The sequence below is a fragment of the Clostridium sp. genome (assembly GCF_050717515.1).
Classification (GTDB): domain Bacteria; phylum Bacillota; class Clostridia; order Clostridiales; family Clostridiaceae; genus Clostridium_AD.
The window spans coordinates 67776-80911 of the sequence record NZ_JBOITL010000034.1 but is presented as its reverse complement, the minus strand read 5'-3'; the positions used below and the strand labels follow the sequence as shown (position 1 = coordinate 80911).

Here is a 13136-nt window from a genome sequence, read left to right as displayed (position 1 = left end):
TATATATGAATTTTTTATTAATAGCAACTAATTATAGGATATAATTGGATTTATTTTTTTTTGTAAAATAATAGAAAAACTCTCACTAATAATTTAGTGAGAGTTTTGTTTTTAATTTAAGTTAGCCCATAAACTTAGCTTTTTTAAGAATTTCAATAGCTTTATCTGATTCATCTTCGGGAACTAAAACTACTGGCCCTGTACATCCCATACCACTTTCTGAATATACTTCTTCTTTCCATAAACATTTACATGCATCTTCCAGTTCTAGTATATCTATTCCAAGGATAGGAAATGTAACAACTCTTTTCTTTGGCATTTTTACTTCTTCCTGCGTATCTAGCTTTTCTACCTTTTTAATAACCTTGTTTATTGCTTCTTTTAAACCTGATTTATTAGCCTTAGCAAATTCATTTTTTGCTATGCTGAGTACAGTATTTTGGGCGCAAATAGCACAGTATTTTAAAGCTTCAGCTATCAATGGTGCTCCTGAAGACCTTGAAACTATATTTACAAGCTTATCGTAATTTTCTCCAATACCCGGTCCATATCCAGCACCTACTGTCTCATAGTTGCCACCAGTGGTGAAAGAAGCGAAAGTTTTAACTAAAATGTTTCCAGTTAGCGAATCACAAACCATAACATCTGGTGTTCCTGCAAGAAGGTCATTCCCCCTCATAACGGCACCACCACCAGCTCTTAACGAATCTGCAAATCTAAAATCATATCCATTACTTTGTACTTCTTTTAATATTCTTTCAACTTGTCTTGCTCCATCTAAATTCAGAATTCCAAGGGTTGGATTTTTTATACCTATAGCTTTAGCTGTAGCAATACCAGAAATTGCGTTAAGCACCATACCTTCTACTCTATTGGTAGACGTAGTTCCAGTAGTCGTAGCTATTATCATATCAGTGCCTTTGCCTGGTGTTACTATCTTTCCAACAGTAGATACCCCAATAGGAAAATCAAAATGTTGAGTAACACACCCACTTAAATTACCATTTTCTAATAATTCAGTCATTTTTTTATGACCCTCTTCTGCAGTCTGGACTTCTATGATTTCAAAGTCTGCATCCACCTTTGGTCCTATTAAAACAATTTCAAAATCGTCATATTTATTTTTAGCGAGTTCTGCAGCTTTTACCATTTCCTCTACACCATGTTCGCTGCCGAAGGTAGTTAATCCTATTCTAACACTGTCTTTAAATTTTCCGCTTTTTATGCCACTGGCTATATCATTAAATACTTCAGCAATCATTTGTTTAGTCGAATTTTCACTCATATCTACACCCCTTTTCTAAGCGACAAATTAAATTATTATTCATTTATTCATTATTTATTCAATAAATATTCAGCAAAATCTTTCATTGCATCGCCAACCATGGCTTTAACTTCTTCTTTGCTAATTCCTGAATTATCTTCTACTTTTCCTGGATTTTTCTCAACCAAAATTGAGATTCCATCAAATAAGTTAGTCATTCTTCCTAGAAATAGACTTCCTTTACCAATTACCATGAAGTTTTTTAAAACTCCTGATTTTATATGCTCTATTCCATGTCCAATAATAGGTGCTCCTGAAGGTATATGTCCTTGAGTAGGTGCATACCCTGGGTATCCATGTTGTTTTATAAAGCTGGGTAATTCTTTTCTATCCAATTGTCCTTTTTTAACTGCGAGAGCTCCAATCATTTTATAATTTTGCGTAGGTACATCCCCAGCTCCTGCAGGCTCAGTTATATCTGGTGTTTGCATTTCTGGTGCATATTTATCCACATCTGTAATTTTCATTCCAGCAGCAGTTAATGGGTCAAGTACTAATGCTTCCAGTACTGCTTGAGGTGCCGCACCATGTCCTATAGTATGTTTTCCTATTACATCAGTTCGAAGTATTGGGCTAACTCCATCATTTTCTGATACAAGAATAGCAAAGCCACCTAAACAATCTTCAAGTACAGATAATCCCTTTTTAACATGATCTTTACCGTTCATACCCAGCTTTGCAGTAGCTCCTCCAGCAATAACCACTACATTTTTAAATATACCTGATTTAACTAAAGAAGCAGCATTTACTAAAGCATGAGTTGGAGCAGCACAGAATCCTCTTATATCTGAACCGGTTGCGCCAACAAGTCCTATTACTTCGCCTATAGATTTAGCTAAATTTCCGCCACCTCTTTGGTTCATATCACCTACAGCCTCTTCAGAACATTCTAATATATACCCAATATCTTCTATTGGTATATCTAAGTTACTAACTAAGTGAAGTCCAGCTAAAATCCCTGATGCTTTAACAGCTATGTTTTCTAGCATATAATGTGCTGCAAGATTTGGATCAAATTCGTGAGCACGTCTTACGCAACCTACTAAGTCCGCTCCCTCATATAGCCCTTCTGCACCACTATCACAAACAAGACTTCTGATTTTTTCTATTTCCTCACCAACTATTTTTTCTACTTTACTAGCTATTAATGGGTGTTTTAATAGTTTTTCTTTTACACTTTCTGCAAAAGAATTTTCTAATAGTACAAGATCAAACACATCTGAAATTTTCATTAAACCATAGAATTCATCCTGTGGCATAATTTCACCAAATTTACCAAATCTATTTGCATTCTCAAGGTTTTTGCCGTACCAAGGTCTTGGCATTTCAGCTAACTCCTCTGGAGTTATGTTTCCTATATATGTTTGGTTTGGGGCATATGCCACAACCTCTTCAAATCCTCTTAAATGACTTTTCATGTCTTTTAAATATTCGGAATCTGGATTTGTTTCTCTCTCTAATGTTTGTGTAGTTCCATTGTGAATTACCATATCTGGAGTATTGACTAAAATATAAGATGCTTTTTTTATAACTGGGAAATTCATAATCACTCATCCTCCTTATTTTCTCTTTCAAGTACAGACTTTAATTTAATTTATGTACATTAATTTTATTTTTAATGTACAATCCACAATATAAACTTTGCTAAATAAAATATAAAATTTAAGCTAAATTGTACATTGTGCATTGTACATTGATCATTGTATAAATAATTAGGGAACTTTAAAGTCCCCTAATTTATTTATTAATTGGAGTTAAAAACTAGTCTTCAAACACCTTTTGACCATCTACAGGAGTCTGTAGAGCCACTAATGCCTTTTCTACTAAATGTCTTCTTAATTTAAACTCATCTTCCATGGTGAGTGCTGGGTTTCCAAGTGGATGAGGAATAGCAATTGTAGGTATAATTCTATTAGCACCAACAGTTACTGAAACTGGAGTAATAGTACACATATGAACTACTGGAAGTCCAGCTCTTTCTATTTCTTTAACTAACGTTGCACCGCAACGCGTACAAGTTCCTCATGTTGAGGTTACTATAACTGCATCTACGCCGCCCGCAATTAATTCTTTAGCAGTATCTTCACCAAATTTCTTAGATGATGCAACTGCTGTACCATTACCTACTGTTGAATAGAAATATCTGTGTAATGATCCTATTTTGCCTTCTTTTTCTAATTGTCTTAATACATCTACTGGAATAACTCTATCTGGATCTTCATTAGCATATACTGGATCGTGTCCACCATGTGCTGTTTCATGAGTAACAGACGTTAAATCCATTATTCCTTCTATGTCGTATTTGCATATTTTAGAAGCACTTGAAGATTCTATATGATCAGGGTTTCCTTTTGGAACAATACCACCTGATGTAACTATTGCTATTTTAGCTTTAGTTATATCCTTTATAGGAGCATTTGGTTCAACTCTATCAAAAGTAGGCATTTTGAATTCTGTTACAAATTCTTCTCCCTTTAACTTCTTAACAAGCATGTCAACTGCTCTTTTAGAACCTCTCTGCGTAGCGAAATAGTTCTTTCTTATACCTCTTTCGATATAATTATCTTCATCTGGTGTTCCTATTTCTTCACCCTTAGCTAATTTTAATGCTAAATTTACCATCTTAGGTAATGCATCTCTCATACCAACTGCACTGTTTCTAGTTGAAACTAGATACACTTGTTTTTTATACATATCAGCACCTGGATTTTCTACATACATTCCAGACATTACTGGTATATTTAATTTTTCTTTTACTGCTGTAGCTACGGCACCGCAAGCAATACCATATCTTCCTGCATTAAAAGCAGGACCTGCTATAAATAAATCTGGCTTGTATTTCTTCACCATCTCTATTATTGTAGCTTGAGCTTCATCTATGTTTTCAGCAAAGTAGGAGTCTCCACAGATTACAGTAGCAACTATTTCTGCTCCACCTTTAATTAGTAAACCATTTAGTCCCATTCCTGGTCCTACAAAGCCTTCTCTAACCTCTGGTTTAATATTTGCATGTTCTTCTCCGCCTATTCCAGCGTAAAATTGATTTATATAATGTACGATTTTTAACAAGTATTTCTCCCCCTTTCTAACGGGAATTGACAATTTTCTTTTAACTATATTAATTTAAGTTAATTTACAATTGACAATTTTATGGTATTTATACTGGTGCATTTATACTAAAGTATATTTATACTAAAGCATATAATCTAATTTAACCTTATAATTTTAAACAGTATATTTAGAGAATTCTTCTCTAATTGGTTTTACTTCTCCGATTATTTCATCTACGTCTAAAACCATTTCCATCATTCCACATTGCTCTTCATAAACTGCTTCTTCACATTGATCTTTAATTTCTGGTTCAACTATGTGATATACTGCAAGTCCTAGTGCAATTCCAGCTAGAGGGCCTGCAAATGTTGGGTCTCCTGCTGCTACTGTTTCTGCTGAAAGTCCTGAGGCTTCAGCTTCTGCTCCTCCAATAATTACTACCATATTTTCAGCGCCAAACTTTTCAGTAAGGTCTTTTACTCTTTGTTGGATCTCCAGATCCATAGCTCCTGCGGCTGTTCAGACAAAGCATTCTGTTGATGCAAATACTACTTCAGCTCCAGCGGATTTAACACAAGCTTCTATTGCAGGTCCTGGTATTCCGTCTCTATCGCCAATAGCTATAACTTTTTTCCCTTTTAACATTTTCATCTTCCTCTCTTGTTTATATTTATTTTCTAGTAACTATAATCCAATTCTATATATAATTAATAATATTAGTAAGCTTTAGCTGTTAAATTATTAAATCCTACTTCACTAGTTGCACCAGTTATAACTTGGATTTCAGCAAAGATAGAACCATCTTCTCCTAAACTTCCCATGTGTCCACCAGCTATTATATTAGCAGCGTCCAAATGTCCAATAATTTTTTTCATTGGAGGAAGCGTTATTACTTCATTAGCATTTCCACCAGTTACAACTGCATCACCATGAGGTGTTGAGTCAGCGAGAGATTGAGAACTTCCATCTTGGCCAGCATATTCATCAGTTAAAAGTACAGTTTTAACTCCTTTTGCAGTTATCTTATTACAGTTCATAACAAGGTCAGCATCTGGATTACCAAAACCTTCTTCTGAAATTATAGCAGCATCTGCTCCTATGAATTCAACTAATTTTGCAACCATATTTGATGATCTTTCTTTATCTGCTAAGTAAACATTTTCATTTGTTATTATACAGCCCATAAAGTTAATATCCTTACCATGTCTCTCATATAAATCTTCTATTATTGGATGATTCATATGCACATAACTTGGGTTTTTATCACAAGCCGAAACACAGTTACCACTTACTATTGCTCCATCAAATATTTCTGTTGGATAAATAAAAGTAGGTATTATCTTTTTAGCATCTACTCCATAAACATAAGTATCATGTAATAAACCTTGTGTTTGAAGCATGTATACATATACTACTTTTGGTAGTTCAGGATATAATTTAATTTGTTGGAGTAGTGGTAATGTTTCAAATGTTTTCACTTCATCTGGTTCAATATTTTTTCCAGCTTCTCCAAGATAAACAGCAGCTTTAAATCCTACCATTCTTACAGCTTCTTCATGATCATGTTGCAGTATTCCCTCTTTTGGTTCACAAGTAATTACTAAGTTGTTTGTTTTTGAGAAAGGTGTATATTTAGCTCCTTCTCCGCACATATCAACTATTCCTTCTTGGAATCCAACTATTTTACCAGTTGTTATAACAGCTGCTCCTTTAAGAACGTGAGTTCTTCCTGAACCTACTGTATCAACTTTGTTTATAAATCCTGGGAATATTCCACCACCACCGCTAACTTTAACTCTTGGTTCTATTACGTCTTTTACAGGTATTATTCTAACTTCTTCACCTGGTCTTGCTATATCGAAATTAATCGTTTCCAGTCTTTCATCTCCAGATACCTCTTTTAATAATTCTTCTTTATTCACATAAAGAATTCCACCCTGAACCTTTGTTTCTGCCCCAAATTGAACATCTTTAATAAATATGTTTCCAATTTCTAGACGCAAAACATTCACCTCCTATGATATTAAGTATATATATCTAATAGCTTATAGCTTTTTTACTATAAGCTTTAGTACCAAATTATAATGTATTATAATAATCTTTTATAAAGTTTTCTACATCATCTAATGAAGAAATTTTATCAGGTGTTATTGTAGCTACTTTTTCTCCACCCTTATATAAAATCATTGTTGGAAGTCCTAAAACTCTTTGAGCTATAGCTGTTCTTCTCGCTCCGCCAATGTTTAAAGAAGCAAATTTAATTTTATCTGAAAATTTTTCTTCTAGGGCATGAACTCCTGGCATAAGTTCTATACAGATTTCACATTTATCTCCCCAAAAATCTACAAATACTGGTTTTTCAGATTGTAATACTTCTGCTTCAAAATTTTCTTTGTTTAATTCTACCATTACTAATGACCTCCTAAAATTTTAATTGTAATTGTTTCATATATATATATTAAAAAGAATTACGCCTTTTATTTAAAAGGATAATACCCTTTATATAAGCTAATTAAATTTATCTTCAATGTAATGTTCAGCATGAGTAGCTGCTATTGCGCCATCTGCTGCAGCTGTAATTACTTGTCTCAATAACTTTTCTCTTATATCTCCTGCTGCATATACTCCTGGTATATTAGTTCTCATTTCTTCATCAGTAATAACGTCGCCTCGCTCCGTCATATTAATCATACCTTTAAACAATTCTGAAATTGGAAGATATCCTACAAATACAAAACATCCATCTACTTTTAAGTCACTGAGTTCTCCAGTTTTAACATTTTTTAAAACTAAACCTTCTAAAATTTCTTCTCCCTTAGCTTCCTGTACTACTGTATCCCAAATAAACTTAATTTTTGGGTTTTTAAAAGCTTTTTCTTGAAGTGACTTAGCACCACGAAGTTCATCTCTTCTGTGTATTACTGTAACGCTTTCACCAAATTTAGCTAAGTATATAGCTTCAGATAAAGCTGAATCTCCGCCTCCTAGCACTGCAATATCTAAATCTGTAAAAAAGTCAGCATCGCAAGTTGCACAATAAGAAACACCTTTTCCTCTTAGTTCAATTTCATTTTTAAATCCACCAAGTCTTGGGTATGCTCCTGTAGCAATTATAATTGTTTTAGCTTTATAAGTTTCTTTCTTACATTTAATTACCTTAATATCTCCTTCAAGTTGAACTTCAACCACTTCTTCTTTAACAAATTGTGTTCCAAATTCTTCTGCTTGCTGTTTCATTCTTTTACTTAATGATGTTCCTGTGCATTCTTCAATGGAACCTGGGTAATTATCTAATTCATCTGTTGTAGTCGCTTGTCCACCAAACTTTGCTCTTTCTATTATTAAAGTATCCATTCTTGATCTTGATGCATAAAGTCCAGCAGATAATCCCGCAGGACCTCCACCAATAATTATAGTATCATAAATATGTTCCATAGCTTGCGCCTCCTAATTTTTTAATAACTCTATTTCTTAATATTTCTAATTTATTGCATGATCTATTAAATCAGAATCTATAAGTTGAAAATCCAGCAATATCTTTTCATTCCACTGAGGCGTTTTAAAATCTTTTAAGAATTTCTCTGTGGTCATGATGCTCTCTTCGATTATAGATAACGATTGCAAGTCAACTTTGTTTAATTTCTCTTTTGATATGCAAATAGTTCTATAAGGCGTTTCATTTGGCTTTACACTGCTCATTAGCGGGTGTGTTAATAATTTATGACCTACATGAATATTATCCCTAACTTTTTTCAAAATATCCATCATAGTTCCTTCAACAAACACTACCTTATATTTACTCCCAAATTGCTTCTTTGACATTGGATTATTTGTTATAATAATTAATGGTTCTATCAATTAATCCCCTCCTTACAGTTCTCTAGGTCAAAACAAGTATTAATTATTATCCCACCTACCTAAACACATTTTAGCACAACAAAAAAGACAGATATAAAAGCCCCTTGTGCCCTTATACTCTGTCTTTTAACCTGAGAGGTTTACTCCGTCGGTGCTATTCGCTTTCCAGAGGTATGTCCATTTTCGGTACCTTTTGCCTGAGAGATTCATGTTGCATAGGCTGCAATACTTACTCCTTCGGCTATCTTAAATGGGTTAAATCTTTCTTTTTACAGTTATTAAGATTTACCCTGGGATAATTTAAGATTATCTCCCTAAAATATCATCCATTTCAATATTAAATTTTATTTATTAATCTATCATTTATTTACATTATACACTATTTTTTTTACTATATCCACAATGTTTAGAATATTACCTATTTTAATTATCTATAGCTGTGATTTATATATCAAATAGTTTGTTATTTTTTTATCATGTCCGAAGCATATTAAATATCCTTATGAAAAAGAAAATTAAATCATATTATAATTGCATTTAATCGACCTTAATACTCCTCAATATAAAAAACACCACAAGCACCTTCACCAGCATGGGTTCCTACAACGCACCCAACCTCACATTCTACAAAGTCCATTTCTCGCAGACTCATATGTTCTCTTAAACTCTCTAGAATGTTTTTATCACTGGCTTGTAATAATATGCTTGTTTCTCCCTGTTTAATCCCTGTTTTGTCTAAATTTTTTAAAATAGTTTTTATAGCTTTTTTACGTCCACGAGCCTTATCTATTACCACCATTTCACCATCTCTTACAGATAAAATTAGTTTTATCCCCAGTAATCCTCCTAAAGCTCCAACAGTTTTAGACAACCTACCGCCTTTAACTAAATTATCCAAGGAGTCAAAAGCAAGTGCACTTTTTATATGAGGTATAGCTTCCTTAACTTTTTCTTCAATTTCAAAAATACCGTATCCATCGTCTTTTAATTTACAGGCTTTTAAAACTAAAAGTCCAAGACCTGAGGTAACATTATAACTATCAATTGTAATAATGTCTTCTGTTTCCAGCATGCTTTTAGCCATACAAGCGGATTGATAAGTTCCGCTCATTTTTGAAGATAGATGAATAGAAACTATTTTATATCCCTCATCTAAATATTTTTTATAGCATTCCTGAAATCTGTGTGGATTTACCTGCGTTGTGGTAGGAAACTCTTCAGAATTATTCATTTCATGTAAATATTCTTGCAATGTAATGTCGACGCCATCCGTATAAGTTTTATTTTCTATGTTTACCAGTAGCGGTAAAACTTCTATATTATACTTATCAATAAGGGCTTTGTTTAAATCACAGGTGCTATCTGTTATTATTTTAATCTTTGCCATTTTACTCCTCCTTACTTACCTCTGGGGGGATATAGCCTTTCAAAAAATAACTAGTCTATTCTATCCTAGTTTATTTTTGGGATTTCTTATTTCATCTCTGGAAATCCAATTTGTCTAAGAGCTTCATATGTTGCAATAGCAACAGTATTAGAAAGATTAAGAGACCTAGTTGTGGTATTTATCATGGGGATTCTTATACATCTTTCAGGGTCACTATCTCGAACATAATCCGGAAGTCCTGAGGATTCACGTCCAAATATTATAAAATCGCCTTTTTTATATTCTACTTGTGAATAAAATTTTGAAGCCTTTGTTGTAGAATAGTAAAAGGTTGACTCTTTATATTTTTCTCTAAGCGCTTCATAGGAATCATGTATCTCAAGGTCTAGAAAAGGCCAGTAATCTAAGCCGGCTCTTTTAAGTTGTTTCTCTTCTAAACTAAATCCTAAGGGTTTTATGAGATGAAGTTTGCAATTAGTAAGCACGCAAGTTCTTCCAATATTACCTGTATTCTGTGGGATTTCCGGTTGAAATAAAACTATATTTAAATTCATAAATTACTCCTTCTTGCCCTTTTAAGCAGTTCAAACTATTTTAAATTATTTTGTTCTAATGTAATATATATATTCATGTTACCCTAAATACAGATAATAGTAAAGATGCAGGGGGATAATATCCTTTACCTATTCTGAAACTATAATAGCTTTTCTTATGATCTCAGCTTTTCTATGATTTCAGCTCTTTTATATGCCTTATCTGTTATATCTTTTGGATAACGCATGTACTCTAAAAGCTTAATGGCATTTCTTGTTTGAGATATTCCTTTTTTTATTTTATAATCAAAACTTAATCCCTTGCTTTTATCAACCTTTTCACTAAAGTAGTAAAACTCATAATTTTCTTTTAAAATGTCTACCAGTTCTCTATCATGAGTAGCCACAATGGAAATACTTTTTCCATGATTTATATAATTTAATATTTCTGCTGACATAGAAATTCTCTCTATGGGGTTTGTGCCCCTAAATATTTCATCTATAGGGCAGAATACAGGCACATCTTTTTCTAGTGCTTTAATTATTCGAAGAATTGATTCTACTTCTGCCATAAAGAAACTTTTCCCCTTTGCCAAATCGTCATTGGGGCTAATTGATGAAACTATGTTAAAAAAAGGAGCATGGTACTCTTTGGCTAAAACGAAATAAAAACTTTGAGCTAAAATCATATTTACTCCTAGCATTCTTAAAAAAGTAGATTTACCAGCCATATTTGTGCCCGTAAGTACAATACCTCCACTTTCTATGTTAATTGAGTTAGCAACCGCATTATCTATAAGCGGATGTACTCCTTCTACTATATTTAAATTAACATCCTTTATAAACACAGGTTTTACAAACTGCTGTTTTAAATTATGTATATAACCTGAAATAGAAATTAGTGCTTCTAATTCTCCAACTATATAGTAAAGATCCATTAGTGTTTGTTTTTCTTCTTTTATTTTATCAGAAATAGAATAATAAGCAGTTTCTTCTAAAAGAAAAATCACGGAAATAGATTCAAATAATCCTCCCCACATATTTACAAAACCTATTAATCTTGTGCCTCTGTCTATATCCTTTATAGATTTAAGTATTTCTGTTATCTTAGACTTATAACAAATAATATCACTATTATTTATCCTTGCGATTTTTTTAGCTGCAACAATATTTTTTCTTAAATAGAATATTCCATTAGACTTAATAGCCTTTACTTCAATAGTGTTTATAATCATATTAATAGAGCTTATTCCAAGTAGCGCTATCATATATTTCGTATTTACAAATATTGAAAGAAGAATCATTATTAATGGCACTATTTTACCTAGAAAAGTATATATATAATATTTAGCTTTATCTATAATAAGATCATTCTCTATCATTTCTAAAAAAGAATTTTTAAAATCACTATTTAAGTTGAAGAAAATGCTCTGAAGACTTTCCCTTAATTTACTATTTTCTTTAAATGACTGAATTAATCCTCCTCTTTCTTTTAACTTCTCTTCCGACCTTAAAGGATTTCTAAGCATTGAGTATAGCGCTGCTTCTCCAGGGCTGCTATAGGCCCTATCCAATTTTTCATACACCTTATTCATATCTAAATCGTCCCAGGTCTGATCATCTAAAGTGTAGTCATTTTTTTTACTGACCTTAAAAAAATTTTTAATCTTTTCAAAATCTCTTTTCTTATCCATGTCTTCATTGTACTCGTTTCTTATTGACCTCAAAACCATTTTATTCATAAATAAATACTCCTTTGTACCCTATATATACTATTGGGCTTCACTTCAATGTTTTCATACATAGCGAACTCGAACACTTAGTTAGCTACTGCAACATATCTTCACGCTTGATATTACAATTGTACCATATTATGGCGTTTAATCATAAAAAATTGTCCCCTTATTTAATTAATAATGGGACTTAATGTTACTATTTAGCCTCTTAAACTATTACTTTGAATTTTTATCTAATTATAATTCCATAATCCTAGATGTCCCTTTACTTCTATGGATTTATTAAGCAATTGTATGTTATCTAATATCCAAGCATATCTACCTGTACAACTTTCTTTTCCTTAAGTAAAAGCATTTCAGATAACATATTCATCATTTAAGAAGATTTCAAACTAACTTATCATTAAAAAACAACGCCAAACCTCTTGAACTTTCCATCGCCTTTATATCATCTTTAGATGGAATATTATTTGTACCATGGCTATAAACAACTGGTGCAATTTCTCTCGAGTTCATGTGATTCAAGAGTGTGCAGGCTGTATTATAAGCCTTTCCAATATCCCCATCTCCCCCACCAACAATTATAACCCCACCTTTTTTCTTTTTCTCAATGGGGTTCACCTTTCGAAAAAATCTTGCACAAAAATATGTTTGTAGCCTACTTGTAATAGCCAATAACTGCCCTGTTAATTCTGAAAAGTAAAGTGGTGATGCAATTAATATATTATCGCATTCTTCAATATAGTTATAAACATCCTGCATTTCATCGTTCAGAGAACAGCCAGCAGTCTTCCAACAGTATCTGCAGTCAATGCAAGGCTTGATATTACAATCATATGCATCTATAATTTTATACTCACCTTCGAGGTGACTAATAAATTCATTTACCAAAGTCATAGTATCACCATTTTTTCTAGGTGTTCCACTAAATATGAGCGTTTTCATTAAAAAAACCCCTTTATACAGTAATTCATTATCTCATTCTCCATTACATTACATATCTTTTGTGATTCATTAAGATACTCTTCTTTCCAATTAGAATTATAGGGAACAACCTCAAATTGCATAAAAATTATAGTCATTTCGAAAATTAGGTGTTTTTTCTTGGATTATGCTAACAAAAGTATATATTGCGCAGAATGCATTTGAATAAGCCCTAGTAATTCACAATTTATTTTATTTGCAGATGCGTACAGAAAAATGCATCTTTGAGCGTCAGCGAGTTTGTATTCTTTAGAAAATTAAGT

General features: G+C 32.6%; 12 protein-coding genes and 1 riboswitch. All 12 genes read right to left on the bottom strand.

What is annotated here, in order from left to right; translation table 11 throughout:
• Positions 1 to 121: 121 nt before the first annotated feature.
• The gene (grdD, locus tag ACREV6_RS18905; protein WP_431579597.1) at positions 122 to 1285 is read right to left on the bottom strand and encodes a glycine/sarcosine/betaine reductase complex component C subunit alpha; all 1164 of its coding nucleotides are present in this window, start codon (positions 1283 to 1285) and stop codon (positions 122 to 124) included.
• A 50-nt stretch (positions 1286 to 1335) separates the two neighbouring features.
• Positions 1336 to 2868 carry a glycine/sarcosine/betaine reductase complex component C subunit beta gene (gene grdC, locus ACREV6_RS18900; RefSeq protein WP_431579596.1) on the bottom strand — a complete coding sequence of 511 codons (1533 nt, stop codon included), beginning with the start codon at positions 2866 to 2868 and terminating at the stop codon, positions 1336 to 1338.
• A gap of 217 nt (positions 2869 to 3085) precedes the next feature.
• A complete protein-coding gene (grdB, locus tag ACREV6_RS18895; RefSeq protein WP_431579595.1) occupies positions 3086 to 4393 on the bottom strand; it encodes a glycine reductase complex selenoprotein B in 1308 nt (435 codons plus the stop codon).
• 156 nt (positions 4394 to 4549) lie between these two features.
• Positions 4550 to 5026: a glycine/sarcosine/betaine reductase complex selenoprotein A gene (grdA, locus tag ACREV6_RS18890; protein WP_431579594.1), complete on the bottom strand. Its 477-nt coding sequence runs from the start codon at positions 5024 to 5026 to the stop codon at positions 4550 to 4552.
• Between the two features lie 65 nt (positions 5027 to 5091).
• Positions 5092 to 6378, bottom strand: coding sequence for a glycine/sarcosine/betaine reductase component B subunit (locus ACREV6_RS18885; protein ID WP_431579593.1), 1287 nt, complete (start codon positions 6376 to 6378; stop codon positions 5092 to 5094).
• A gap of 76 nt (positions 6379 to 6454) precedes the next feature.
• On the bottom strand, positions 6455 to 6784 hold the full coding sequence (locus tag ACREV6_RS18880) for a thioredoxin family protein (RefSeq protein ID WP_124999661.1): 330 nt from the start codon (positions 6782 to 6784) through the stop codon (positions 6455 to 6457).
• 99 nt (positions 6785 to 6883) lie between these two features.
• A complete protein-coding gene (gene trxB, locus ACREV6_RS18875) occupies positions 6884 to 7810 on the bottom strand; it encodes a thioredoxin-disulfide reductase (RefSeq protein WP_431579592.1) in 927 nt (308 codons plus the stop codon).
• Positions 7811 to 7855: 45 nt separating this feature from the next.
• The gene (locus tag ACREV6_RS18870; protein ID WP_431579591.1) at positions 7856 to 8233 is read right to left on the bottom strand and encodes a GrdX family protein; all 378 of its coding nucleotides are present in this window, start codon (positions 8231 to 8233) and stop codon (positions 7856 to 7858) included.
• Positions 8234 to 8407: 174 nt separating this feature from the next.
• Positions 8408 to 8559, bottom strand: a riboswitch (glycine riboswitch).
• 221 nt (positions 8560 to 8780) lie between these two features.
• Positions 8781 to 9620: a DegV family protein gene (locus ACREV6_RS18865; RefSeq protein WP_431579590.1), complete on the bottom strand. Its 840-nt coding sequence runs from the start codon at positions 9618 to 9620 to the stop codon at positions 8781 to 8783.
• A gap of 86 nt (positions 9621 to 9706) precedes the next feature.
• A complete protein-coding gene (locus ACREV6_RS18860) occupies positions 9707 to 10174 on the bottom strand; it encodes a tRNA (cytidine(34)-2'-O)-methyltransferase (protein WP_431579589.1) in 468 nt (155 codons plus the stop codon).
• A gap of 155 nt (positions 10175 to 10329) precedes the next feature.
• Entirely contained in the window at positions 10330 to 11895 is a 1566-nt protein-coding gene (locus ACREV6_RS18855) for a MutS-related protein (RefSeq protein ID WP_431579588.1), read from the bottom strand.
• A 381-nt stretch (positions 11896 to 12276) separates the two neighbouring features.
• On the bottom strand, positions 12277 to 12834 hold the full coding sequence (locus ACREV6_RS18850) for a flavodoxin family protein (protein ID WP_431579587.1): 558 nt from the start codon (positions 12832 to 12834) through the stop codon (positions 12277 to 12279).
• Between the last annotated feature and the right edge of the window lie 302 nt (positions 12835 to 13136).